21 protein-coding genes are annotated in these 24,286 nt (G+C 64.6%); 7 read left to right on the top strand and 14 right to left on the bottom strand.

Annotated features, from left to right (window positions below):
* Positions 1-7 precede the first annotated feature (7 nt).
* The gene (locus tag ABWK72_RS22515) at positions 8-1,375 is read left to right on the top strand and encodes a hypothetical protein (RefSeq protein ID WP_367871829.1); all 1,368 of its coding nucleotides are present in this window, start codon (positions 8-10) and stop codon (positions 1,373-1,375) included.
* A gap of 142 nt (positions 1,376-1,517) precedes the next feature.
* Here the strand turns inward: ABWK72_RS22515 and ABWK72_RS22510 are convergent, their stop codons facing one another.
* From ABWK72_RS22510 to ABWK72_RS22495, 4 genes are all read right to left on the bottom strand, one after another.
* Positions 1,518-1,859: a hypothetical protein gene (locus ABWK72_RS22510; protein ID WP_367871828.1), complete on the bottom strand. Its 342-nt coding sequence runs from the start codon at positions 1,857-1,859 to the stop codon at positions 1,518-1,520.
* Between the two features lie 125 nt (positions 1,860-1,984).
* Entirely contained in the window at positions 1,985-3,523 is a 1,539-nt protein-coding gene (locus ABWK72_RS22505; RefSeq protein WP_367871827.1) for a hypothetical protein, read from the bottom strand.
* A gap of 676 nt (positions 3,524-4,199) precedes the next feature.
* Positions 4,200-4,619, bottom strand: coding sequence for a terminase (locus tag ABWK72_RS22500; RefSeq protein WP_367871826.1), 420 nt, complete (start codon positions 4,617-4,619; stop codon positions 4,200-4,202).
* 765 nt (positions 4,620-5,384) lie between these two features.
* The gene (locus ABWK72_RS22495) at positions 5,385-5,567 is read right to left on the bottom strand and encodes a helix-turn-helix domain-containing protein (protein ID WP_367875369.1); all 183 of its coding nucleotides are present in this window, start codon (positions 5,565-5,567) and stop codon (positions 5,385-5,387) included.
* A gap of 93 nt (positions 5,568-5,660) precedes the next feature.
* Between ABWK72_RS22495 and ABWK72_RS22490 the strand changes: the two genes are divergently transcribed.
* On the top strand, positions 5,661-6,008 hold the full coding sequence (locus ABWK72_RS22490; protein WP_367871825.1) for a hypothetical protein: 348 nt from the start codon (positions 5,661-5,663) through the stop codon (positions 6,006-6,008).
* Positions 6,009-6,366: 358 nt separating this feature from the next.
* On the opposite strand, the gene ABWK72_RS22485 is transcribed toward ABWK72_RS22490, so the two are convergent.
* The 8 genes from ABWK72_RS22485 to ABWK72_RS22450 all read right to left on the bottom strand — a co-directional run bounded on the left by ABWK72_RS22485 (position 6,367) and on the right by ABWK72_RS22450 (position 15,575).
* Positions 6,367-8,874 (bottom strand): FG-GAP repeat domain-containing protein, encoded by a 2,508-nt coding sequence (locus ABWK72_RS22485; RefSeq protein ID WP_367871824.1) that lies wholly within the window; start codon positions 8,872-8,874, stop codon positions 6,367-6,369.
* 1,144 nt (positions 8,875-10,018) lie between these two features.
* Positions 10,019-11,293 carry a replicative DNA helicase gene (locus tag ABWK72_RS22480; protein WP_367871823.1) on the bottom strand — a complete coding sequence of 425 codons (1,275 nt, stop codon included), beginning with the start codon at positions 11,291-11,293 and terminating at the stop codon, positions 10,019-10,021.
* A gap of 222 nt (positions 11,294-11,515) precedes the next feature.
* The gene (locus ABWK72_RS22475; RefSeq protein ID WP_367871822.1) at positions 11,516-12,361 is read right to left on the bottom strand and encodes a hypothetical protein; all 846 of its coding nucleotides are present in this window, start codon (positions 12,359-12,361) and stop codon (positions 11,516-11,518) included.
* A 370-nt stretch (positions 12,362-12,731) separates the two neighbouring features.
* A complete protein-coding gene (locus tag ABWK72_RS22470; RefSeq protein WP_367871821.1) occupies positions 12,732-13,211 on the bottom strand; it encodes an HNH endonuclease in 480 nt (159 codons plus the stop codon).
* 193 nt (positions 13,212-13,404) lie between these two features.
* Entirely contained in the window at positions 13,405-13,686 is a 282-nt protein-coding gene (locus ABWK72_RS22465) for a hypothetical protein (RefSeq protein WP_367871820.1), read from the bottom strand.
* A complete protein-coding gene (locus tag ABWK72_RS22460) occupies positions 13,683-14,387 on the bottom strand; it encodes a hypothetical protein (RefSeq protein WP_367871819.1) in 705 nt (234 codons plus the stop codon). Before ABWK72_RS22460 ends, ABWK72_RS22465 begins: the two co-directional genes overlap by 4 nt.
* A 556-nt stretch (positions 14,388-14,943) precedes the next feature.
* Complete coding sequence (locus ABWK72_RS22455) at positions 14,944-15,174, bottom strand: hypothetical protein (RefSeq protein ID WP_367871818.1); 231 nt, start codon at positions 15,172-15,174, stop codon at positions 14,944-14,946.
* A 128-nt stretch (positions 15,175-15,302) separates the two neighbouring features.
* The gene (locus ABWK72_RS22450; protein ID WP_367871817.1) at positions 15,303-15,575 is read right to left on the bottom strand and encodes a hypothetical protein; all 273 of its coding nucleotides are present in this window, start codon (positions 15,573-15,575) and stop codon (positions 15,303-15,305) included.
* A 97-nt stretch (positions 15,576-15,672) separates the two neighbouring features.
* Between ABWK72_RS22450 and ABWK72_RS22445 the strand changes: the two genes are divergently transcribed.
* From ABWK72_RS22445 to ABWK72_RS22425, 5 genes are all read left to right on the top strand, one after another.
* Positions 15,673-16,572, top strand: coding sequence for a S24 family peptidase (locus ABWK72_RS22445; protein WP_367871816.1), 900 nt, complete (start codon positions 15,673-15,675; stop codon positions 16,570-16,572).
* 293 nt (positions 16,573-16,865) lie between these two features.
* Complete coding sequence (locus ABWK72_RS22440; RefSeq protein ID WP_367871815.1) at positions 16,866-17,153, top strand: type II toxin-antitoxin system Y4mF family antitoxin; 288 nt, start codon at positions 16,866-16,868, stop codon at positions 17,151-17,153.
* The gene (locus ABWK72_RS22435; RefSeq protein WP_367871814.1) at positions 17,150-18,442 is read left to right on the top strand and encodes a type II toxin-antitoxin system HipA family toxin; all 1,293 of its coding nucleotides are present in this window, start codon (positions 17,150-17,152) and stop codon (positions 18,440-18,442) included. Before ABWK72_RS22440 ends, ABWK72_RS22435 begins: the two co-directional genes overlap by 4 nt.
* Before the next feature lie 63 nt (positions 18,443-18,505).
* Positions 18,506-21,016 carry a DUF4062 domain-containing protein gene (locus ABWK72_RS22430; protein WP_367871813.1) on the top strand — a complete coding sequence of 837 codons (2,511 nt, stop codon included), beginning with the start codon at positions 18,506-18,508 and terminating at the stop codon, positions 21,014-21,016.
* Positions 21,017-21,559: 543 nt separating this feature from the next.
* Complete coding sequence (locus ABWK72_RS22425) at positions 21,560-22,675, top strand: WD40/YVTN/BNR-like repeat-containing protein (RefSeq protein ID WP_367871812.1); 1,116 nt, start codon at positions 21,560-21,562, stop codon at positions 22,673-22,675.
* 225 nt (positions 22,676-22,900) lie between these two features.
* On the opposite strand, the gene ABWK72_RS22420 is transcribed toward ABWK72_RS22425, so the two are convergent.
* Both ABWK72_RS22420 and ABWK72_RS22415 read right to left on the bottom strand, forming a co-directional pair.
* Positions 22,901-23,755, bottom strand: a complete 855-nt coding sequence (locus ABWK72_RS22420; protein ID WP_367871811.1) for an IS3 family transposase — start codon at positions 23,753-23,755, stop codon at positions 22,901-22,903.
* Positions 23,752-24,066: a transposase gene (locus ABWK72_RS22415; protein ID WP_367871810.1), complete on the bottom strand. Its 315-nt coding sequence runs from the start codon at positions 24,064-24,066 to the stop codon at positions 23,752-23,754. The genes ABWK72_RS22420 and ABWK72_RS22415 overlap by 4 nt, the downstream gene beginning before the upstream one ends.
* Positions 24,067-24,286 lie beyond the last annotated feature (220 nt).

Here is a 24,286-nt window from a genome sequence, read left to right as displayed (position 1 = left end):
ATCAGCCATGCACGCCACCCCCAAGTGCTCCCTTCTTCTCCTCCTCCTCGGCGCCGCGGATGCTGCCGAGATCAACGACCACGCCAAAGGCCCGAAAATCACCGAATCGGAGACCGTCGGCTACCTCTTCGACGAACTCAAGCTCGCCGCCCCGAAAGGTGCCTCGCCCGCGCAGAAGAGGACCATCGTGGGCTACTACCTCACGGAACTGAGGGGCACACTCGGCCAGCCTCCCTGGGACAAGGACGCCGTCCGGCGCAAGTACGGGAAGGCCACCGATCTCGAGGTTCATGATGACAGGCCCCGTAGGGAAAAAATCCCCCTCCTCACCGAGCCCCTCATCAAGATCAAGCGCACCGCCGTAAATCCCGACAAGACCAAGACTACCGTCACCTACGGCCCCAGTGTCCGCGATAAGCTCGTCCAGGAAGAACGGGTGGCCAAGGAGAAGATTCAACTCCTGGACAATCCCGTCACCTCCTTCTCCGCCGGGCCCTTCCGCATCCGGCGCAGCACCGCCAGCATCCGGGAGGGCTTGGGCAGCATCATCACCTCCGGCCCGGACCCTGACATCAGCAAGGCCAAGGGGGCCAAGCTCAGCTTCAGCGATAACCGCCTCGAAGACGGCAGCGGCGCGTGGAACTCGGAGGGTGCCGTCTACATCCCCATCATCCGCACCAGCGAGACACTCAGCTACAGCACCCGTCTCGCCTTCCTGCCTTCCGTCAGTTGGAATCTCCAGGAGAAACAGGAGATAGGGAAGACGGACATCGATGAACTCAAGTTCGCGCTACCCATATACTTCGATCGCGTCGGCGGCGCGAAGGCCAGGGCCTTCAACGCGATCATCGAACCCTATTACCAGACCGATACCGATTTCGACGGTGCCATTTGGGGCAGCACCCTTGCCCTCACCTACACCGGTGGCATCTTCGGGATCGACGCTCCCTTCGCGTCCGGCGATAGACGCGATTTCAGGTTCAACGATTGGAATGCCTGTTGCTCCGGCGAATACCGGCTCCGCTTCACCGGTCTCGTCGACTACAGCGAGACCCACGAAACCAGCATCTACTCCAAGCGCAAGAAAGGCGACGACTGGTTCCGCGTCGGCCTCGATACCGGCATCGACATCGGCCTCTTCCGCAAAAAGAAGGACGAAGGCCAGTTCGGCAAAACGCCGCTGGTCTTCAGCGTGAACTACAAGTTCCTGGACGCCCTCGGCGGGGAAGGCGGCTACTCCGACCTCTTCTCCACCAATCTCACCTGGTGGATGTCCGACTACACCGGCCTCACCCTGGAATATCAGAAGGGCGAGACCCCCGTGGCCGACAAGGAGATTGACCTCATCACCCTCGGCCTCGAATACCGCTATTGAAGCCATCTATCCTTAAAAAAACCAAATCCTCCCGCCCGGCGATACCCCCAAGCATCGCCGGGCTTTTTCGTGTGCCCCTCACGGTACTCCATGCCTTCCCTGAAAACTGAACACTGAACACTAGCAAACTCCCTCCCGCCCCTCACACCGTCATCCGCCGCACCGCCTCCTCCCGCAGCACCCGCAACCTCCCCCGCCGGTGAAACGAAACCCAGGGCAGCTCGTACGGCAGCAAGCCCCACGCCCGCGACGCATCCCCTGCCAGCAGCCACACATGCCAGCAATCCGGCTCCGCGCTCCACAAATGCGGATCGCACAACTCCGCATCGCTCCAATCCGAATTCACCGCCCGCCCTAACAGAAATACCTCCGGCGTCACCAACACATACCCGGACCCCGCATGCGCCTCCACCACCTCCGCAAAGCTCCAGTCACTCCCCAGCGAAAGATGCGCCCGCGCCGCCCTCTCGAACGGCGAAGCCAAGGGGCCAGCAACCAGGACCAGGGGGCCAGGGAAGAGCCCCGATTCATCCTTCTTCTTCACTTCGATGTTCAATGTTGGACGTTCGATGTTCGATGTTTCCCTGCCTTCCGTTTAAGAATTAGTGCTTAGTAATTAGTAATTCCTCCCCGCGAATACCCCCCCGCCCGCGCCCTCCCATCTCCCCTCAAGTCAGCCCTCACCCGAACAACCTCCTCTCTCGTCATTCCGTTCAGCATCGCCTCCGCCATCATCCGCAGCGTATCCACATCGTGCGTGCTCCAATCCTGCACGATCACGTCTGTTAGATGCCCGTCCACCGGGCTCTTCCGCGTATGGTACTGCTCCGCCGCCGCCACCAGCCGCGCGCACTTCTCCGCATGGAAGACCATCCGCGGCAGCAGTTCGTGCAGCTTGTTGATCCCCGGCCAGATCTCCCGGCAGCGCGGGATGATCCGCACCCCCTCCAGCCCCGCCTCGTTCATCTGCTGCTGCACGTTCTTCCCGCCGAATTCCTGCGCCGCCGCATCGTGCGGCATGAAATGGTGACCATAGTAGTAGCCCTTCTTCTCCATGTGCGCCACCCGCGCCGCCGGCGTCATCTCCAGGCTCCCGTCATCGTGGTCGATCACGTGAATCTCCCGCCCCACGAATTGCACATACGCCACCCGCGTATTCCGCATGCTCCCCAGATCCCAGAACGTATGCACCAGCTCCGCCCGATCCCAGGCAAACGGCCGGATCCGCCCCTCCCCCCGCGCCTCATCCATCCGCCGCGCGAACACCGCCCCCTCCACCGGCGAGCGGAACGCCTCCTCCAGCGTCGATGGATACTCCCGGCTCATGAACATCCCCTGCTCCAGCTTCTTCCCCGTCCACCACTTCTGCTGCTCCGCGGAGAAACTCTTCCCGTCCAGCCGCCCTGTTAGATCGCGGAAATACTCCTCCGTCTCCGGCGTCAGCTCCCCCGTCGTCTTCACCGCCAGCGGATCATCGTGCCACGGGAAAAAATAGACCACCCCCTCCGCATTCGGATCTTTCTCCAGCACCGGCTTGATCAGCTCCCACAGATCCCCGCCCTTCCCGCCCATCCACGTCGTCTCGATCACCTTACGGCCCAGCCGCGCCGCCGGCAGCGCCCCCGCCCGGATCTCCCCGCTCCGCTTCGCATCCGTCGCCGCGATCGGCCCCCACTCCGACACATGCAGGAAGTTGCAATCTCCCCCGCGATGCCCCGTCAGCGCGAAGATCACCGAATCCTTCCGCTCATCCTCCCCCCGCACCCGCAGCCGCAACTCCGAATCATTCCGCTTGTCGAAAATGATATGCCTCAGGAACTCCGGATCCAGCGAATCCACCGCGAAGCGGATGATCTCCACCATCTTCTTCGTCGCATCCTGCTGATCCTGGTCGATCAGCACTCCCCGCCACCCGCTCTCGAACACCGCCCGGTCCGCCTGGAACGTGCAAATCCCCGTCGAAAGCCCCAGCCGCCGCGACTTCACGATATACGCGGGCACCAGCGGCGTCTCCACCAGATGCCTGAAAATCATCTCCTGCTCCGGCCTCGGCACGAACGGAATTCCCGTCCCTCTTCCTTCCAGGCGGCACTGATACAAGTTCCGCAAGCGCCACATCGGATCCGCCAATAATTGTTCGTCAGTCATAGTAGAAGAAATCATCAATCACCAATCTTCCAATCATCAATCAGAACGGTGTCGCTGCGCTGAAGAGGAAGACTCGCCCACGACCCGAATGATCCCCTAACAGCCCGCCCCCAAGGGTACGTAGTCCCGCCTTCAGGCGGACGAAGCACGGGAGAATGCCACATCTCCCCGCCACCCCGCCCCATGCCTGCCCCCCGGGACCGCGGAGGCTCTGCCCCGCAGAAGCCACCCCTGCAGCGCTTCCCATCGCGCGGAGATAGTGGAGACCGCCATTGCCTCACTTGCCTGTCTTCCGCGGCGCCGCCGCCGTGGACTGCGCGCAGCCTGCTGCCGCTGTCCCGATGCAGCCTGCTGCGAGGGGCGCTGCAAAGGCGAGCCACCCCAGCGCCTCCGCCCCATGCCTGCCCCCGGGACCGCGGAGGCTCTGCCCCGCAGAAGCCACCTTGGCAGCGCTACACATCGCGTGGGAATGATGGAGAGCGCCGTCGCTTGGCTGCTTACCCTTCCGTGTCCACAACCGCAAGGGACCATTCTGCGGGCCAGTGGCTCCGCGCTCCCAGGGGAGGAGCCGTCCGTGAAGCGTCACGGAAATGTGGGTAACGGGCAGACCGTGCCGCCGCACTCCACACCCATCCCTCTTCAGCGCAGCGACACACTTCGATTTATGATTAGAAGATTAGTCATTAGTGATTTGTCTTCCCCTTATCCTCTCCATCACACCCTCCAATCCCTCCCTCACCCCACCGCCCGCAGCCTCCGCCTTCTCCCTCCACCGCTCCGGCCGCCGGTTCTTCAGCCAGAATACCGCCGCCGATACCTCCGGCGCGTACTGCTTCCGCACCGGCGTCAAGGTCACCTGCCCCTGATAGGTCGAGACATGCACCTCCTCGTGCACGAACCCCGTCGCCCGCTCGAAGAGGCTGCGCTCCACCGCCTCATCCGCCACCCCCTTGCCTGCCCGCAGCGCCTCCGCGAACCCCGCGTGCCGCTTCCTCCACCCGTTCAGCGTCGACACCGCCACCCCGAATGCCTCCGCCAGATCCTCATCCGTCGCCCCCAGCCGGCACATCACCGCCGCCATATTGGGGTAACTCATCTTATATTTCGTAGGATACGCCATCTTCAGAAGAAATCACCAATCATCAATCTCTCAATCATCAATCAGCCAGTCGCTGCGCGGAAGAGAACCGCGCTCCCGCATCACGCGAAGCGTCCCGTCCATCCCATCCCGAATGCCCCGCCTCGCCCCTCTCAAAAGCCCCAACGGGGCGATCTCCCAACTCAAGTCCCGTGCCCTGACAGGGCACCCGTAGCCATCCCCCGCCCCAGAATCTCCACCAATCCCTCTCCCCTCTCTTCAGCGCAGCAACACAGTCCGATTGATGACTGGAAGATTGGTGATTGATGATTCGCCCCACCCCCATCACTCCAAATAACACCCCCCGCTCCCCCCCACCCCAGCGAAGGCCCCACTCCCCCGAAAAGCCGCCTCACCTCCGCCTCCCCCTTCGGCGTCAGCCGGCACAGCGAGCACTTCCCCCGTCCCTCCCCCTTCACCCCGCGCCCTGCCGCCACCACCTCCGCCCAACCCTGCTTCTGCATCGCCTCGAAGCCCCGCCAGAAGGTCCGTTCCGGCAGCTTCGACCCCTCCCTTAGATCCCGCGCCCGCATCGGCCGCCGTGCCAGCACCAGCAGCAGGATCACCTCATCATCCCTCAGCAGCGCCTTCCGCTTGTTCCGCAGAACCTCCACCAAACCCATGCCGCGAGCATGACATATTCCCCCTATCAAGTCGAGCCGAACCGAAAGGAAAAAGTGCCTTTCCTTCGACGTTCGATCTTCGATCCTCCCCTCAACGCCCCTACCCCGAAAACTTCCTCAACTTCCGCTGCAAGCTCTGCCGGTGAATCCCCAGCCGCCGCGCCGCCGCCGACTGCCTTTCCTTCGGCTGTTCATTCGATGTTGGATGTTCGATGTTCGATGTTTTCCCTTCGTAGCGGCGGAGTAGGTCCCGCCTCTTTCTCCTCCTCCATGCATGAAGCACCACCTCCACCGCTCCATCACCTTCTGGTCCGGCCTCCTGCTCATCGCCTTCATCGCTTGGGCATGACACTACTCCCGCATCCGGTTGGGGGCCGTGGTGTGGGACCGATGGGCCGTCTCCCAAGCACACTCGACTCTGTCCATCTCCCACCGGCCCATCGCCAAGCCCGAGTTCTACACGGACACCGCCCGTGCCGTCATCGACAAGCCGGACCCCTTCCCCATGCCCCTCTTCGCCCGCGGCCAAGGCCTGCGAAGCGAGACACCCATCCTCAAGACCGGAACCACCTACCGCGAACAGATCGCCGAACTCATGCAGAGGGCGGACCAAGGCACCTGGAGAGCCCTCCTCCCCCACTGGCTCATCCTCCTCGCCACCGCCCTCCCATGGTCCGCCCTCCTCCTCTGGCGCGCCCGCCGCAGGAAGGCCATCAAGCAATGATGTCCGCCCCACCCCCGGCGCACCCACCCTGACAGCCCGACCCCAAGGGTACGTAGTCCCGCCTTCAGGCGGACGCAGCACCAAGCGATCCCCCCATCATCCCTAATCCTCCCCCGCCAACCCTCTCCCCATTCAACATTGGGCGTTCGGCGTTGGACGTTCGGCATTCGCCTTTTCTGCCTTTCTGCCACCCTCAAGTCCCGCCCCATGCCTCCCCCCGGGACCGCAACCGGAGCGCAGCGGAGATGGACCACCACTTTACTTTCCAACAAGCGGTCAAAGGCTCCGCCCCGCTCCCTTCTCTTCCTTCGACGTTCGATGTTCGATGTTTGCCTTCCGCCTTTCCACCTCTCACCTCTCACCTCACCGCCTCCGCCCACTTCACCCCCTTCACCTTCACCTTCCGCTTCTTCAATCCATCCGCGCTCGGATTCAGCAGCACCAGCAGCGGCGCCCACTTTCCCCCGATCAGGAAATCCACATCCCCGTCCGCATCATAGTCCACCCCGCCCGTGAAGTCCCTCACCCCCAGCGTCACTCCCCCCGTAAAGTCATACGAATCCGAAACCAGCGGCCCCTGCTTCGTCGGCTTCAGGAAGCCATCCGGGCTCACCCACTCCAGCTTCCGGTCCCCGTCGAAGTCCCCCAGCGCCACCCCCGGCAGCACCGTCGTCCCCAGCGGCTGCGACACCCACTCCGCCACATTCCGCGAGCCCCGCCCCGGGTTCCGCAGCCAGCGATGCACCGGCAGCGGATTGCCCAGGAAATCGAACCCCTCGAACTCCCGGATCCACAAGTCCGGCAGCTTGTCCGCATTCAGATCCGCCACCACCGCGCTCCCCATCACCCCGTTCCCCAGGGCGTCCCGATCCGCCAATTGAATCGGCAGCTCCACCGTCTGCGCGATGCCCCCGCGCCCGTCGTTGAAAGCGATCAGCATCTTCTTCGGCAGCCCGCTACCCAGCCCCGTCCCGCCTTCTCCCTCGCCCCACACCAGCGAGATGATATCCGGCCGCTTGTCCCCATCCAGATCCCCCGTCACCGTCCCCCCGATCGTAAATGGATTCCCCAGGAAATCCGTCCCGCTCCCCAGCTCCACCAGCAAGCGCTGCAATGGCGGGAAGATCCCCTTCACATTCTCCCGCCAGATCCCGCCGCCCACCAGATCCAGATCCCCGTCCCGATCCCAATCCACCAGCTCGCTCCCCTCCGCGGAAAAGCCCTGCGCGATGAACTGCGCGTCCGCCGGCAGCACCGGCTTGTAGAAGGACCCATCCTTCCGCCCCCGCACCACCACGATCGCATGCTCCCGGCCCGTGCCTGCCGCGCCGCCCGTCGGCCGCGAATACTCGCACACCAGGTCCAGCACCTTGTCCCGATCGATCCGCCCCGCCGCCAGGATCTCCAGCGTCAGCCCCGGGATCTCCAGACCCTCCAGCGATAGCCACTCCCCCGTCCCCACCGGCGCACTCTCCGGCGTCCGCCCCGCATTGAAGCGCAGCTCGTAGCGCCCCAGCGCATCCGGCCCCGCGATCAGATCGATCGCCTTGTCCCGATTGAAATCCCCCGTGATCACCCCGTGCCCGTCCCCCGGCCCCGCATGCACCACATGCGCCGATACCGGCCCCGCCGCCGCACCCCACGCCACCGCCAGCACATGGCCCGGCAGCACGCTGTTAGACTGCGTCTCATACCGGTAGATCAGGTCCAACTGGCCGTCCCCATCCACATCCGCCATCCGCAGGAAGGCCGGACTGCCCGCCGCATCCACCGGCAGCATCTGCCGCGATACCGGCTCCACCGTCCCGAAGGGCACCTTCACCCACTCGTAGCCGCCATCCTCCCGCGGCACCACCGCATGCAGCAGCGCCGGCTGACCCGCCCGCCGCTCGATCTCCTTGAAAAGCGCCGATGCAAACGCCGCCAATGTCGGCGGCCCCTCCTGCCAATCGAAGTTCAGCTCGCCCTGATTCTCCGCCCAGCCACCACTCGTCCCCACCGCCTCCGGCAGGCCATCCCCATCCAGATCCACCCACGGCCTGTGGCCCTCGATCTCCTCGATCCACACCTGCTCCCCCGCGAAGGCCCGCGGCCCCGTCCGCTCCAGCACCAGCCGGCTGTAATCCAAGCCCAGGCTCAACTCCAGATCGCCATCCCCGTCCAGATCCACCGCCTCATAACTCGTCGGAAAAACGGCACCCTCCACCTCCAGCACCACCGCCGATTCCGCGAAGCTCCCGTCCCCCTGCCGGTCGTAGACATGCAGCTTCGACACGTAACTCTCCGGCCCCGTGTACTCCCCCGTCATCAAGAGCAACTCCCCCTGCCCGTCCGCATCCAGATCCACCGTCGACCAAACACCATGGGATGCCGCCGCCGCCGCGCCCAATGACCTGCCCGCCACCGGAGCCGGCCCCTTTCCCGCCAGATCCGGCGTCAGCGCCAGCGGCTCACGCCCCGCGGCCGAGAGCCGGCTCACGAAGATCTCCGGCTTCGCATCTCCTGTTAGATTCATCACCGCCGGCCTCTCCACCTCTGCCCCGCCATTCCGCGGCGCCACATGCACCAGCCGCAGCGGCGCGAAATCCCGCCCGCCCAGATTCTCCATCCAATACGCCTGCGGATCACTCGTGATGGAGCCATCCCCCTCCGGCAGATTCACCAGATCCCCATCCCCGTCCCCATCCAGATCCGCCACCGCCAGGGATCTCGCCTCCGACGGAAAACCGCGCGAAGCCGTCACCAGCTCCACCCGCGGCTCAGGCGAAGGCACCGGCACCGACACATCACCCGCCGTGCACACGCACACGCACACGCATACCGGCAGGCCCATCGAAAAAAACAGCATCCAGGAGGAACGAATCATTCCCCACCCCAGCCGAACAGCCACCCCGCAGTCAACCCTTTCCAAGCCCCCGAAACCTCCCCGCGCCCCACCGGCAAACTTACCACGTTCCCCTTCACCGCTTCTTCATCTCCACTTCATCCAACGCCTCCCCACCCTCCCGGATCCCGGATCCCGGATCCCGGATCTCAAATCCGAAATCTCAAATCCGAAATCTCAAATCTCAAATCCTCATCCCCCGCCACCGGGACCCATGACCACCGCTGTCTGGAAGAAATCACTAATCACTAATCTTCCAATCATAAATCAGACTGCGCTGCGCGGGGAAGGGGTGGGGAAGGACGCTTCGCGTGGATCGCGCCAAACCGGGTCAACCCGCCCCACGCGCCAGCGCCCCTCCTCTTCAGCGCAGCGACACACACCGATTTATGATTAGAAGATTAGTGATTAGTGATTCTGCCTTTCTCCCCTCCACCACCCCCGCGCCCCCCTAACAACTCCCGCCCCCAAGGGTACGTAGTCCCGCCTTCAGGCGGACGAAGCCACCGAACCATCCCACCTCACCCCAAACGCCCTCTCCAAAGCCCCGGCCCACGCCTGCCCCCCGGGACCGCGGAGGCCCCGCCCCGCAGAAGCCACCCCGGCATCCCACTCCATCGCGCCATAAGAACAGACATCGCCGCCGCCCCCCTCCCTTCCTCTTCCTTCGACGTTCAATGTTGGACGTTCGATGTTCGATGTTTGCCTCCCGCCTCGCCCCTCCCGTCCCGGCCATCCGGAAAAGAAATCACTAATCACTAATCTTCTAATCATAAATCAGACTGCCGCTGTGCGGGAAGAGGTGGGGGAGGCGCTTCGCGTGGATCGCGCCAACCGGGTCAACTCGCCCCACGCGCCAGCGCCCTTCCTCTTCAGCGCAGCGACACAGACCGATTTATGATTAGAAGATTAGTGATTAGTGATTCTGCCTTTCCCCCACCACCCCCGCGCCCCCCCTAACAACTCCCGCCCGCAAGGGCGCGTAGTCCCGCCTTCAGGCGGACGCAGCACCAAACGATCCCCCATCACCCCAAACGCCCTCCCCCCCAGCCCCCGCCCCACACACACCAGCCCCCTCCTCTCCACCGCAGCACCCCTCCCCCGTTTAGTAATTAGAATCTAGTAATTAGTGCTTCGCCTCCCTCTCCCCCTCCCACTCCACGAACCTCTGGTACCTCCCATCCAGCCTCAGCGGAAAGTGCTGATCCCTCTCCCCGTTCCGCACCTTGTCCCCCCGGATAAAGCCCTCCTTCTCCACGATCAGCACCACATCCGCATCGTGCCCGATCGCCCTTGAATCGAAGAGCTGCCCGCCGTCGTTCACCTGGGAAGCCGTCATCACCGGCACCCGCAGCTTCATCGCCATGCTTTTGAGCCGCTTCGAGATATCTCCCAACTCTTGTGCCCGCGTCTGGTCTTTCTGCCGCCGGCTCTCGATCCGCTGGATGTAATCCACCACGATCAGGTCCAGCTTCCCGTGCCGGTCGATCTCCGCCTGCGCCAGCGCCGCGATCTGCTCCACCGTCCGCCCGCCCTGGTCGTCGATCGTCAGCTTCATCTCCCGCAGCTCCTCCATCCCCTGCCGCGCCCGGATCAGGATGTCCTTGTGCGCCAGCTTCGGCTGCCGCCAGGTCCCCGCCGGGATGCTCTTCAAGTTCGCGATCATCCGCCCCGCCAGATCCTCCGCCTGCATCTCCAGGGAGACGACGAAGACCCGCTTCCCCTCCTGCAGCGCCGTCAGTGCCGCCTGCAGCAGCACCACCGACTTCCCCCCGGAAGTATGCGCCGCCACCACCCACAACTCCACCGGCCACATCCCGCCTGTTAGACGGTCGATCGGTCCCAGCCCCGTCGCCAGGCCCGGCACCTGTGCATCCGCCCCCGCCAGCTCCTGCAGCCGCAGCGCCAGCCGCTCCACCGCCTGCGCCGCCGTCACCATCGGGCTGCCCGCCTTCAGCGCCCCCGCCGTCACCGCCAGCGCATCGGACAGCGCCTTGGTCAGATCCTCCGGCGCCGCGCCCGCCGCATCCTCCGCGATCTTCAGCGCGTGCAGCATCGCCGTCCGCCGTGCCAGCGCCTCCCGCAGCAGAGTCTCGTGCCGCTCGAAATGCGCATCGTGCGGCGCATACGTGTAGATCTCCGCCAGCCCCCCCGGCCCGCCCATTGCCAGCAGATCCCCGCTGATCGACATCGCATCCACCAGCGATACCAGATCCACCTCCGCCCCGTTTTCCTTCACATCGTGGTCCCGCAGCACCCGCCACAGCACCCGGTGCGACGGCACGTGGAAATGCTCCTCCCCGATCCCTCCCGCCGCCGCCCGCGCCCGGCAGGCACGCGACTTCATCATCGAGGACAGCACCGACTTCTCCGGCCCGAAAGCGTGGGGTACTAGATTCATGGTAAAGGATTGGGGGAAGCGTTCAGGGGATCGCGGGATGAATGACGAATGAAGAATTTCCGAATGACGAATGGCGTGTGTCCGGAATCAGGGGGATCAAAGGTCGGGTTCATATCACTCATCTCTTCACACACTTCATTCGACATTCGAAAATTCTTCATTCGTCATTCTCCCCACACACTTCATTCGGCATTCGGGAATTCGGAATTCGTCATTTCCCCCTCAAGTGGCCCGCCGCACGATGTAGCCCTGCGGCGTCACCACCGCATTCGGCGGCAGCGGCCCCGGCCCGATCCCCAGCCTCATCGGAAACGCCCCGGCCCCCGTGACCGCCGCCGCCGTCCCCGGGAGCCCGGGCCTGTTCGGCACGCGGTCCCCGCCCCGCTCCTGCGCCCGGGCCAGCCAGTTCGTGATGAAGCGCCGCACCGCCTTCTTGCGCCGGTGGGGGTTCGCCTTCAGCCACTCCGCGGCCCGTGCCAGTTGGCTGGCGATGTCGAGTGCCGGATACGCTTCCGCCCACTGCTTGCGGTCCCCTTCCGTGATTCCCGCGAAGCCCTTCTCCGCCGACCACCCCAGCTCCGGCACGGGACAGGAGCTTGCTCCGTCCCGTGCAAAAGAAATTCCCCCTTCTTTCCTTTTTCCCCCTTCTTCCCCTTCTTCTATTTGTGCCGTGAGTGTGCCGTCAGTGTGCCGCGAGTGTGCCGTGAGTGTGCCCTTTTCCGCGGGCACGTTTTTATAAGCACCGTAGTTCAAGATCGTTATCACCTCCCCGAAGTGTGCCCTTTTCGACTCCTTTCCCAGCGTGATCAGTTCCTCAGCCTCGAGCATGGCCAGGAAGTAGCGCACCCGCTTCACACCCCAGCCCCAGCGTCCGGCCAAGAAGCGGATGGAACCGCAGAGCTGGCCCGGCTCAAGCACCAGCATGCTTTCCTTCACGATCTTCTTCGTCCTCGTGAAGACGGCGAGCTGGAGCATATCGAGGAAAGCCTCGGCACGGGAGAATTCGCGCTTCTCGTGCCATATCGAGTGGCTGAAGAAGTTCCGCTGGAGTTGAAGGTAACCGTTCATGGTATCAGGTCGGGATTGGTGTGGTAAAAGGTGCGGTGAAGATAGGACGAGCGATGAGCCACGATGGCGGCGCAGCCGCTTTGGAGTGCGGCGGGCATCGCCGCTTTCGGGCGCGTGAGCCGCGGAGATCGCGGTGTTGGATTCGGCTCGGCGTGGTCCCCTCACCCATCGGGCCAGAGCGATTGCGGCGGGATAGGGGAAGAGGGAAAGGTGGATTCACTACGGCGCTCTCTGGCAGGCAGCGCAGGAAAGCGGCGATGCCCGCCGCACTCCAAAGCGGCTACGCCGCAAAAGGGGGTCACGGATTCCGGGACCAGGCACCCCATTCTCCCCCCCACAGTTCATTCGACATTCGGAAACTCGGAATTCGTCATTTTGAGAGCAGGTCCGCATGGATCGCGGCGAGATGACGGCGCGTCTCTAACATGGACTCCTCCAGCGCTTGCAGGCCGCCCCCGGAGCGCAGGGCCTGGCGGGCGGCCAGCTCCGCTTGCATGGCCCGCAGGAGGGCTTCCAGGACCTTGCGGAAGCCGGGGGCGAAGGCTTGGCTGCGACCGGCGAGAAGCAGCGCGAGGTGAAGCACCGCGAGCTGCACCGCCGGCTCCGCCGTCGCCTTCAGTATCCGCTCGCGGCGCTCCTCGGCCACCAGGTGGCAGGGCTCGCAGAGCGTCACCAGATGCTCCGGCGCGTAGTCCCAGGGCGCGGCCGACTTGCGGTAGTGGGAGTGGTGGACATTGAGCGTCGCCGTCGTGGTCCGGCAGGCCCGGCACGCGAAGTCATCGCGCCCCATGACGGTCAGGCGCATGCGCTGCCAGCGCGGATCGCGGAGTTTTTCGCTATAAGACGACATGTGTGAAAGGAATGGTCCCTGGCGGGTGCGCGATGCATGGTCCGTAGTCCCGCCTTCAGGCGGACGAAGCACGGGGGATGATGAACCCGCGAGGGCATCCTCCCCGATGGCGGCACCCTCTGGACCGTCCGTCCGCCTGAAGGCGGGACTACGTACCCTTGGAGCCGGTGCCGCGCGATAGGTTCGGCGCCGACTAGTGACCGGTGATTTCTTCTTCCTCAATCACCACCATCCTGCGCCGTGCGGTGAGGACCGTGGCGCCGGGGAATCTGCCCACCGCGGCACGGATGGCGGCGGGCAGGCTGCGGGTCGGCGTGCTGACCAGGTATTGCTGGCCTTCATGCTCTAACAGCACCTCGGAAGAGAACTCGACGTCCGCGCCATCCAGGCGGAGCGCGGGGGTGGAGGATTCGATCTCGGCGAGCAGGCCGCGCGGGAGATAGGCCGCGGGCGGCAGAGGTAGCTCCGCGATCATGCGGCCACCTCCTTCCCGGACAGGATCACATCGGCGATCGCGCGCTCGATGGCCAGGTCATTGCGCAGGTAGTCGAGCGCGGCCTCGCGGCGTTCCGGGTCCCCGCTGGCCAGCCATTCGTGGAAGCCGGCGGCCTTCACCGCGAGGGTGTTCTTGTCACGGATCGCGCCCCAGCCGCAGTCCAGGCCGAGGAGGCCGAGGGTCTTGGCGGCGGTGTTCGCGCTGCAGAAGCTATTGGCCTCCGCGCCGATGAGATAGAGCGGCGCGAGGTCGATCCACTTGTCCGCGGAGAGCGACCAGCCCGGCGGCTTCCCATACGCGCCGCGCGGCACCGGCACCCGCCGCACCCAGGAGCGCACGACGAGGAAGCGCGGATCGAAGCAGCCCTTGCTATTGTTCCCGGACCAGTAGGCGAAGTTCCCGCCCCAGCTCTCGAAGAGCCGCCAGAACCAACGTAGCAACTCCGCCTCATCATCGCCTGTCCTCAGGAGCGGTTGCTCGCCGGGGAAGTGCAGGCCGATCGCGCAGATGCAGGAGGTCGCGGGATTGAGCGTGGCCTTCGCCCGTGCGGCGCGCCAGTAGTCGGCTTCCGCATCGGCGGAGGACTTCGAGCTGGACGGGACGTAGGGCGGGGTCAGGCGGTGGAGGGCGTCGAGGTCGGGTGCGGTTTCGAGATCGAAGATGGCAGGTGGCTGGTTCATGTGGTTGATGGAGTTGGGAGTTGAGGGTTGATGGTTGGTAAGAAATGGCGTTGGGCCGAGTGGTTCCCGGCGGGAGCGCGAGACATGGTACGTAGTCCCGCCTTTAGGCGGACGAAGCACGGGGGATGATGACCTTGCCTGGGCATCCCCCCTGAAGGCGGCCCTGCTTGGCTCGTTCGTCCGCCTGAAGGCGGGACTACGTACCCTTGGATTCGGGGCTGTTAGGGACCGTTCGGCTTACCTAGCCCTGCACACGGATGAACACGGACGGGAGGCCTGCCCCCGCGGGGTGCGGGAGCCGCCACCGCAAGCCCCGCGCCAATGATTCCGCCCGTCCGTGTTCATCGGTATGCAGTGGGAAGACAAAATCACTAATCACTAATCTTCTAATCATAAATCGGTCTGTGTCGCTGCGCTGAAGAGGAGGGGCGCTGGCGCGTGGGGCGGGGCGTGGGGGTTGGCGCGATCCGCGCGAAGCATTTCCTCCACACCCCTGCCCCGCGCAGCGCAGTCTGATTTATGATTGGAAGATTAGTGATTAGTGATTTCTTCCGCCTTATCTCGATTGCACCTCCAGCGTTTCCGCCAGGGATGCGGTGAGGCGCGCGGCCATTTGCAGGCGGCGCACCAAGGGGTATTCCGGGAAGATGCGGCCGAGCGCGGCATCGATGCTGGCGACGCGCTGGACCCGGCCGTGCGGGGCGCGGATGGAGAGGTAGAGCTCGCCATCGTGGACCTCGGCATGGAGGGTTTCAGGGCTGCCTTCGAGGGTGAGGGTGGTGGTCATGGGAAGATAAGAGAGTGCCGAGTGGAAAGGCAGGGAGTTTGCTAGTTTTCAGTGTTCAGTTTTCAGGAAAGGCAGGGATTACCGCAGAGGCTTTTGATTCGGGGTTCTGCCCTTTGCCTTCCTGTTTTTCATTCGATGTTCGATGTTGGGCGTTCGATGTTCGATGTTCGCATTTTGCCTTCCGCTTCATGGGACTGCTCCCCGGCTCCTGATCCCCGGTCCTTCCAGAAGCCCTCCCTTTCCGCGCCGCGGTCGAGCAGCTCCTTGAGGGTTTCGAGGGGGGTGTGACCGGCGTTGGCCTTGGCCAGGAGGTAGTCCTTGGTCGGTTCCCGCAGCTCGCTCAGGGCGATCGGCGGGAGCGCCAGGACCAGTTCGGCGTTCGGATCGTGCACTCGGGACATGCATGATTACTGCATGTTCAGATGCACATCGTCAAAACAAAATGCATTTTCACATGGAAAATGTTTGCATGCCGCATAAAATCATGCAGTTTCCGGCATGCATCCAACCCGGGACGAAATTAAAGCTTGGTTAAAGGCCCATCGACACGACCGCGCCTGGCTGGGCCAACAGTGCGGCGGGATCCAGAAGCGGACGGTCGATAACTGGCTGTCCGCGAGCCAGGACATCCCGGCCGGGACGCTCTCGCTGATCGGCCGGCTGATGGCGGATGACCGGGCGGCGGAAGCGGCAGCCAAACGCGCGGGCAGCGATCGCGCAGCGCAGGTCTTCAGCGTGGAGGTGGATCTGGATACCTTCCGCGGCTACAACCGGGCGGCGCTGGCGAAGGGGCTGACGATCGAGGAGTGGATCATCCGCACTTGCGATGAGGAGGTGGAGCGGATGAGTCCGGGAGTGGCTACCTTATCGTCTAACATCGTGCCGCTGGCGGGGAGCGGGATAAGAGAGAAGAAAGGAAGAAGGGAAGGCAAAGGCGAACATCGAACATCGAACGTCCAACATCGAACATCGAAGGGAACAGCCGCTGGAGAAGAGCACTGGCTTGACCTGTTAGGCGGGATTGCCGCGGGTGCGCCGATCTCCGCGGCGATCGAGCCGGCCCCGGTGCGGACGGCGAAGGCGTATCCGGCGGACCACTACGCGCTGAAGGTCTGCGGCCGCTCGATGGAACCGAAGATCGCCGACGGCGCGACGATCGTGGTCCAGCGTTTCCAGGACAAGGGCTTCCCGAAGAAGGGCACGATCGTGGTGTACAACGACGGCCACGGCGCGACGCTGAAGGAGTTCGGGTATCGCAAGGCGAAGGCCGGGGAGGAGTCGGCGAACGGGTTCGGGCAGGTGCCGGTTTTGCGGTCCTTGAATAAGGAGTTCCCGGAGGTGCAGACGATGGAGGGGGGACGGGTGGATGGGATCTTCCTGGAAATCATCAATCACTAATGTCTCAATCATCAATCGGTCTGCGCTGCGCGGGGATGGAGGAGGCTGGATGTTGATCCGTCCTTTGCCGCTTGGATGACGAAGGAGGAACCCCCAAGACGCCAAGGTCGCCAAGGTTTTGAGGCGAACGAAACGCGGAGGCGCAGAGGCCGCGGAGAGGGGCGCGGGGGAAGGCGGCTGATGTCGCCGATCGACCACTTCGGACGATGTAGGCGAGCGGCGACATTTCAAAATGTCGGCGAACGATTACTTTTGGGATTGTCGGCGAACGGTTACTTTGTTAATGTGTCGGGATGGAAGTCCAAACGGTCAGGGAGTTGGCGGCGCTGGTCCGTTCCCGCCGCAAGCAGCTTGGCATGAGCCAGATGGATCTTGCGACAAGCGCGGGCGTCGGCCGCCAATGGATCATCGATCTGGAGAAGGGCAAATCCACTGTGGAACTCCGCTTGGTGCTTCACACGCTGCGTGCGCTCGGTCTGGTGCTCGCCGTGGACCCGGCCTCCGCTCCCGCGCCTGCAAAGCCGGGTGACCATGGTATCGATCTCAACCGCCTGCTCCTCGGCGATTCTTCCCCATCATGAGCGAAGAACTCTCCGTCATCGCCGAGGGCCGGTTGGTGGGCCGGATCCGGCGCAACCATGAGCGGCTGCAATTCCGCTACGATCCCGGGTGGCAGGCTTACGAGGGGGCCTATCCGCTTTCCCTCTCCATGCCGCTGGTGGCCGTGGAACACGAGCACGCCGCGATCGATCCCTTCTTGCGCGGCTTGCTCCCTGACAACGCCCAGGTGCTCGAGCAGTGGGGACGGCGCTACCATGTCTCCCATCATAGTCCCTTCAAGCTGCTCTGGCATGTCGGGGAGGATTGCGCCGGGGCGGTGCAATTCGTGCCTCATGCCCGGGAAGACGAACTGCTCGGTGCCGGCGCGCAGGGCGACATCCAATGGCTCACAGAGGAAGATTTGGCCGGGCGCATCCAGAATTTGTTAGAGAATCACGGCAGCGTCCGCAACGCCGCGGACCGCGGGCAATTCAGCCTGGCGGGAGCGCAGCCGAAGACAGCGCTCTACCGCAATCCGCAGGATGGCCGCTGGGGCGTGCCGTCCGGCCACACTCCCACCACCCACATTCTCAAGCCCTCTGCGGAGCGCTTCGCCGGTTATGCGGAGAACGAGCACTTCTGCCTCGCGCTGGCCCGCGGCCTCGGCCTGCGCGTGCCGGACTCCACGGTCATCCACCCCGGCGGCCGGCCGGTGATCGTGGTGACCCGCTATGACCGCACGCTCCAAGAGGACGGACGCTATCGGCGCATCCACCAGGAGGACTTCTGCCAAGCGCTCGGGGTCCGCCCGGGGCAGAAATACGAGAACGAAGGGGGGCCGTCCGCCAGGGCGATCGCCGATCTTCTGCGTGATGTGTCATCGGCACCCCGGGAGGATGTCGCGCTCTTCGCCGGGGCGCTGGCCTTCAACTGGCTGATCGCCGGGACGGATGCCCACGCCAAGAACTACTCCCTGTTGATCGCGGCGCGGCGGCAGGTGCGGCTGGCCCCGCTCTATGATCTTGCGAGCGCCCTGCCCTATCCCCGTGATATCGATCCGCACAAGGCGAAGCTGGCGATGAAGATCGGCAGCAAGTATCGGATCCGGGCGATCGGGCGGGAGCATTGGGTTGCCTGTGCGCGCGGGCTCGGGATGCCGGCGGGGGCGTTGTTAGAGTTGATCGGTGGTATGGCGGAGCGTTTGCCGGATGTGGCGGTGGAGACGGCGCATGAGGTGAGTGCGAGGGGGATTGAGCATCCGGTGATCGGGCGGATCGTGGAGGGGCTGGGGGTGCATGTAAGGGGGTGTCGGGAGAGGTTGGTGGGGTGAGGGGGATGCCAACACTTCACCTTCCGTGCTTTCCAAGCCGGCGGGGAATTGCTTGTCTCCGGCATGTCTGGAGCTCCCCCCGCCGGCAAGGCCCCCGTCTTGCACAAACCCGGCCAATTGACGGCAATGATCAGCAGCACCGCGATCGATTTGCCGGAGCATCGTGCGGCGGTCATGCAGGCCTGCCTTTCCGCGGGGGTCTTTCCGATCGGGATGGAGCATCTCCCGGCCCGCGATGCCACGGCGGTGCAGGTTTCCCTGGAGATGGTCGACCAAGCCGACGTCTACATCGGCATCTACGCCTTTCGCTACGGCTGGGTGCCAGACGGCAAGGAGGTATCGATCACGGAAATGGAGTTCGACCGTGCCCTGGAACGCCAGGAGCGCGGCGAGCTTAGGGAATTACTGATCTTCCCCGCTCATCCTGACCACCACTTCACTGCGAAGGATATCGAGGCCGATGCCACCGCGCAGAAAAGGCTTATCGTTTTCAAGAAGCGCTCTACCGAGAACCGCATCCGGGGACAGTTCAAATCCCCTGAGGAATTGCGACGTCTCGTCAGCGAGGCCCTGCGTGAACTGGTCGCGCGAGTCACGCCGGCCAAGCAAGAGCCGGACGGCGCCAAACAGCCCTCCACCACCATTCCCCACAATCTACCCAGCTTGCAGCCCTTCTTCGGGCGCGAGGAGGAGCTGCGGAAAATCGCTGATGCGCTCGACCCCGCCAGCCGCACCTGGGGTGCGCTGATCGATGGCCCCGGCGGCATGGGGAAGACCTCATTGGCTGTCCGCGCCGCTTACGATGCTTCGCCGGAGGACTTCGGGCGCATCGTCTTCATCAGCCTCAAGACGCGCGAGCTCGATGACGATGGCGAGCGGGACCTGAGCGGCTTCATTCTCTCGGGCATCCTCGAGCTCTTCAATGAACTCGCGCGCCAGCTCGGCCACCCGGAGATCGCGAAGTCGGCGGAGGACCAGCGCCCGCAACTCCTGTTAGAAGCGTTGCGCGACACCCGGACCCTGCTGCTTCTAGATAATCTCGAAAGCCTCAAGCGGAGCGAGCGCGGCACCGTGATCACCTTCGTCAAGAAGCTGCCGGCCGGTTGTAAGGCCATCCTCACCAGCCGCGGCCGGATCGGCTCCGGGGCCGAGGAGCTGATCCTGCAAAAGCTCAGCCAGGACGCCGCGCTCGATACCTTGGCCGAGCTAGCCACCCACAATCGCGAGCTGGCCAAGACCAGCGAGGCCGAGCGCATCGCCCTCTACACCCAGACCGCCGGCAGCCCGCTGCTACTGCGCTGGACCGCCGGCCAGATCGGCCGCGGCCATTGCCTGACCTTCACCGATGCCATCGCCTTCCTGCGTTCCTGTCCGAAGGGGAATGACCCGCTGGAATTCGTCTTCGGTGATCTGGTGGCGGACTTCTCGGCGGATGAAATGAAGGCGATCACCGCACTCACCTATTTCTCCCAGGCGGCCAAGGTGAATCACATCGCGACCGTCGCCGGGATGGAAGAAGAGGAGCCCTGTCGGCTGGCCCTGCAGAGTCTGGTCAACCGATCGCTGGCCGTCCCCTCGGAGGAGTTGCAGGCCTTCGCCCTGGTGCCGATGGTCGCGGACTTCCTGCGCAAGCACCGGCCGGAGGTGGTGAAGGAAACGGGGGATCGGTTGGAGCAGCGCGCCTATGCGATGATCGTGGAGAATGGCTACGAGGAATACGCCCGCTTTCCGCTGCTGGATGCCGCTTGGGACAGCGTGGCCCCGGCCCTGCCGCTCTTCCTCGCCGGGCCGAATGACACACTGCAGGAAGTGTGCGGGGCGCTCTTTCGCTTTCTGGAGTTCACCGGTCGCTGGGATGAACATCTCTCGCTCAACCGCCAGGCGGAGGCCAAGGCCTTGGCGGTGGGCGATGACGACAATGCTGGCTGGCGGGCCTATCAGGCAGGCTGGGTTCGTCACGCAAGCGGCCAGGCGGAGGAAGTGCTGTCCTCCTCGGCTCGAGCAACGGCTCATTGGGAGAAATCCGGGGCCGGTGCCCGCGAGCGCGCCGCCGCACTCCAGCTGAGTGGTATGGGTCACCAGTTAAAGGAGGACTATCCCGCTGCCGCCGCCGTCTTCCGCGAGGCGCTCGATCTCGACCGCGGTCTCTCTGCAGAGAGCGAAGACGTGGCCAGCGACTTGAACTCCCTCGCCGATATCGAGCGCCTTTCGGGCGGCTACGAGGCCGCGGAGCAAGCCTACCGGGAGGCGCTGCGGGTGGCCCGTGACACCGAATACGCCGAGGGTATCGCCACCTACACCGGCAATCTGGCGGTGCTTGCCTTGGACCGAGAGGACTGGCCGGAGGCCGAGACCCTGGCCCGGGAAGCCCTCGCCTTGTCCGAGGCCATCGGACGTCAGCAATTGATTGCCTTGGACTCCCACCGCCTCGCCAAATCCCTGCACCGTCAGGGCAAGGCGATGGAGGGCCTGCCCCATGCCCGGCGCGCGGTGGAAATCTTAACCAAGCTCGGCTCGCCCAATCTCGAATCCGCCCTCGCCACCCTGCGAGCGTGCGAGGCGGGCGAGGGGTGATCCATCTCGCGTGCTTCACGGCAGCAGGAGTTGCCCGTTATCCACATCGTGAAGGATCGAACGCGTCAGCGCCTGGGAGCGCGGAGGCACTGCCCCGCAGAACGGTCCTGAGCTGCGCTGGCACGACACGGCTGGTACGGAAAGCGCCGTAGCGTGGTTGCCGGCTTCTTCGGAGTGCGGGCGGTTAGGTACCGTTCTGCGGGCCGGTGGCTCCGCGCTCCCAGGGGAAGAGCCGTCCGTGAGGCATTACGGAAATGTGGGTAAGGGGCAGAGTCTGTTGCCGCAGTCCACGGCCGCTGCGCGGCTTCCGTTCCGGGGACCTTCCGGAAACGATGCTTTCCCGGTGCTTCGTCCGCCTGAAGGCGGGACTACTTACCCTTGGGGGCGGACTGTTAGGGACCGCGCAGGCGGCGACCCTAGGGCCGGGCCGCCTGTTCGTGGCATTTTCCACGCTGCCCTTGAACTCCCGGGGGATTTCGAAGAGGGTGGGCCTTGCGATCGCTTGGGTTGCCCCCCTATCCCCTTCCCTGCCCTTCCTTCCCCATGACTCCGCGTGCCGTCCCGCTGCTTCTGTTAGCCCTTGCCGGGGGTGTGTTTTCCTTTTCGCTGGCGCTGCCGGTGCGGGGGCAGGGCTGGGTGCAGACGGGGGCGCAGCGGGTGCTGGACATGGCCTCGGGGAACGGGCGGATCATCTCGGTGGGCACGGGGACGCAGGGCGGCGTTTACAGCTCCGTGGATGGGATCACTTGGACCGCACTGGGGGGAAACGGCCGCTGCGTGTGCTTTGGCGGCGGCAATTTCTGGATCGTGGCCGGCGATAACCAATTGCGGCGCATCAATGGCAGCGCGGCACCGTCTTTCGTGGCCTCCGACCTCTTCGCCACGGACATCGCCTATGGCAATGGCCTGCTGGTGGCAACCTGCACCGGGGGGATGGCGGGTATCTATTATTCGTCGGACGGGCTCACCTGGTACCGCGCGCTGGTGCCGGCGGATGTGAATGATGCGGACGCCCGGATCCACTTCGCCAATGGCAGGTTCGTGGCGACCTGCGGGACCTTTGTGCTGGGTTCCGGCGATGGCATGACTTGGCAACTCCATGTCACTTCGGCGAGCGAACCGCGGTCGATCGGCCATGGTGCCGGTGGCTTCGTGGTGACCCCCAGGATCAATTCCACCCCGACCAGCCTGTGGAAGTCGGCGGATGGGATCACATGGTCGGAAACGACGGGCAATGTCTTGCCCTTCCCTGTCTACGCGATCGCCTTCGCGGACGGGAAGTATTATGCCGCGGGTGCGGGCGGACGGCTTGCAAGCTCCCCTAACGCGACGACATGGACGGAGGAAGACACGGGGATTGCCTATACATTGGAGAGCATCCACCCGTTCAGCGGGATGATCGTGGCGGGCGGTAGCCAGGTGATCCGCAAGGCGATCCAGGTGCCGGTGAGCCCGCCGCAGCAGCCGCTGACGATCCGCCAGGCGGTGGAGATCCAATTCGGCACGGCGGCCGGTGCGGTTTATCGGATCGAGGGCTCGGCGAATCTGGAGGATTGGGCGACGCTGGAGTCTAACATCTCCGGCCAGGGTGAGGTGATCAAGCGCTTCTACTCGACGGAGAACCAGCCGAGCCGCTACTTCCGGGTGGCGACGGACTGAGGGGGCGAACGCGTCAGCGCCTGGGAGCGCGGAGGCACTGCCCCGCAGAAGCAGCGGGAGGAGTAGTGGACACGGCGTGGTGGGAGCGGAGAGCGCCGTGACTTGGCTGCGTGCCTTTTCATGCTGCAGGCTGTTAGGGACCGTTCTGCGGGCCGGGTGGCTCCGCGCTCCCAGGGGGGGCGTGACCTTGTTTGAGATGCAACGGATTTTTGGACCGGTTGTTGGTTAGTTGGACGGAATGAGTTCGGCCTCGAATCGGGCCGGGGATCGGTAGCCGAGCGAGGAGTGCCTGCGATGGGTGTTGTAGTAGCCCTCGATGAAACTGAAGATTTCGGTCCGGGCGTCCTGTCCGTCAATGAAGCAGCCTCCCTGCAGCATCTCCTTCTTGAGGGTGGCCATGAACGATTCGCTCCACGCGTTGTGGTAGGGGTTGGCCCGTGCCGACATGCTCTGGCAGATGCCGGCCCGGGAGAGCATGGCGCGATATTCGCAGCTTCCGTACTGGCTGCCGCGGTCGCTATGGAAGATCAGGCCCAGGGCCGGACGACGCGAGCCGAGTCCTTGGGCGAGAGCATCGGCAACGAGCCCGGCGCGCATGTGGCGGGCCAGCGACCAGCCGGTGATGCGGCGCGTGCAGAGGTCGATGACCACCGCGAGGTAAAGCCATCCGGAGGCGGTGGGAATGAAGGTGATGTCGCCCGCCCAGACTTGGTCCGGCCGGTCGGGCAGCTCCTTTCCCGCGATGAGGTTGGGCGAGGGTTTGTCGGCCCGGCCGTCGCTGGTCTTCGGCACGAAGGTCTTGGGCTGGATGGCCTTGAGGCCGCGCTCGGCCATGAGCCTGCGGACCCGGGCGGGCGCACAGGTGATGCCGCGCCCGGCAAGCTCGTGCCAGATGCGGCGGTGGCCGTAGCGCCGCCGGTGGCTCTTGAAGATTTCTTCAATCGCATCGCCGGCCGCTTTGTCCGAGCGTTTGGAGGGGGTGGGTGCGGCGGCGTGGTAGTAGCTGCCGCGGGGCAGCTCGAGGACCTCGCAGATCCGGCGGATGCCGTGGCCGGTGGCGCGGTGGATTTCCCCGATCATGGCGCGGAGTCCGGCCGGGGACTGGTCCCGAGGATGACCGCGGCCTTTTTTAAAATGTCATTTTCCTGGCGCAGGCGGGCGAGCTCGCGGCGCAACGCGCGCAGGTCGTCCGCTGCGTCCCCCTCGCCTGCGGCTCGCGGGCCTTCGCTGCCGCCCTGCGCGCGCCTTGCCGCCTGTCTCCAGCCATGGAGGAGGTTGGCGCTCATGCAGAGTTCGCGGGCGATCTCGGTGACGGACCGGCCGGTGTCGGCAAGCGCGACGGCCTGGGCTTTGAATTCCTCGGTATATTGCCTGCGTGGCTTGGGATTCATGGACATGGATTCTGGAGTTTGTTGGTCCAGAAATCCAGCACACCTCAGTTACGCACTTGGGGTGGCCCGGGACCACTTTGGGTGGCACGGGAGAAGATGACGGCGGTTAGGGACCATTCTGCGGGCCGGTGGCTCCGCGCTCCCAGGGGAAGAGCCGTCCGTGAGGCGTGGGCTTACCCTTGCTGCGCCTTTGCTGTGGCCCTGGCAGCAGGCTGCAATC

Origin of the sequence: Luteolibacter sp. Populi, assembly GCF_040801775.1 — a bacterium.
GTDB lineage: Bacteria > Verrucomicrobiota > Verrucomicrobiia > Verrucomicrobiales > Akkermansiaceae > Haloferula.
Note: the sequence above shows the minus strand (reverse complement) of the source record. Positions and strands in the feature narration are given on the sequence as shown.

Excerpts from the sequence above, each read along its gene's own strand:
- ABWK72_RS22515 (WP_367871829.1), top strand. The coding sequence starts at position 8 with ATGCACGCCACCCCCAAGTGCTCCCTTCTTCTCCTCCTCCTCGGCGCC.
- ABWK72_RS22505 (WP_367871827.1), bottom strand. The coding sequence starts at position 3,523 with ATGACTGACGAACAATTATTGGCGGATCCGATGTGGCGCTTGCGGAAC.
- ABWK72_RS22500 (WP_367871826.1), bottom strand. The coding sequence starts at position 4,619 with ATGAGTTACCCCAATATGGCGGCGGTGATGTGCCGGCTGGGGGCGACG.
- ABWK72_RS22485 (WP_367871824.1), bottom strand. The coding sequence starts at position 8,874 with ATGATTCGTTCCTCCTGGATGCTGTTTTTTTCGATGGGCCTGCCGGTA.
- ABWK72_RS22480 (WP_367871823.1), bottom strand. The coding sequence starts at position 11,293 with ATGAATCTAGTACCCCACGCTTTCGGGCCGGAGAAGTCGGTGCTGTCC.
- ABWK72_RS22475 (WP_367871822.1), bottom strand. The coding sequence starts at position 12,361 with ATGAACGGTTACCTTCAACTCCAGCGGAACTTCTTCAGCCACTCGATA.
- ABWK72_RS22470 (WP_367871821.1), bottom strand. The coding sequence starts at position 13,211 with ATGTCGTCTTATAGCGAAAAACTCCGCGATCCGCGCTGGCAGCGCATG.
- ABWK72_RS22465 (WP_367871820.1), bottom strand. The coding sequence starts at position 13,686 with ATGATCGCGGAGCTACCTCTGCCGCCCGCGGCCTATCTCCCGCGCGGC.
- ABWK72_RS22460 (WP_367871819.1), bottom strand. The coding sequence starts at position 14,387 with ATGAACCAGCCACCTGCCATCTTCGATCTCGAAACCGCACCCGACCTC.
- ABWK72_RS22455 (WP_367871818.1), bottom strand. The coding sequence starts at position 15,174 with ATGACCACCACCCTCACCCTCGAAGGCAGCCCTGAAACCCTCCATGCC.
- ABWK72_RS22450 (WP_367871817.1), bottom strand. The coding sequence starts at position 15,575 with ATGTCCCGAGTGCACGATCCGAACGCCGAACTGGTCCTGGCGCTCCCG.
- ABWK72_RS22445 (WP_367871816.1), top strand. The coding sequence starts at position 15,673 with ATGCATCCAACCCGGGACGAAATTAAAGCTTGGTTAAAGGCCCATCGA.
- ABWK72_RS22440 (WP_367871815.1), top strand. The coding sequence starts at position 16,866 with ATGGAAGTCCAAACGGTCAGGGAGTTGGCGGCGCTGGTCCGTTCCCGC.
- ABWK72_RS22435 (WP_367871814.1), top strand. The coding sequence starts at position 17,150 with ATGAGCGAAGAACTCTCCGTCATCGCCGAGGGCCGGTTGGTGGGCCGG.
- ABWK72_RS22430 (WP_367871813.1), top strand. The coding sequence starts at position 18,506 with ATGTCTGGAGCTCCCCCCGCCGGCAAGGCCCCCGTCTTGCACAAACCC.
- ABWK72_RS22425 (WP_367871812.1), top strand. The coding sequence starts at position 21,560 with ATGACTCCGCGTGCCGTCCCGCTGCTTCTGTTAGCCCTTGCCGGGGGT.
- ABWK72_RS22420 (WP_367871811.1), bottom strand. The coding sequence starts at position 23,755 with ATGATCGGGGAAATCCACCGCGCCACCGGCCACGGCATCCGCCGGATC.
- ABWK72_RS22415 (WP_367871810.1), bottom strand. The coding sequence starts at position 24,066 with ATGAATCCCAAGCCACGCAGGCAATATACCGAGGAATTCAAAGCCCAG.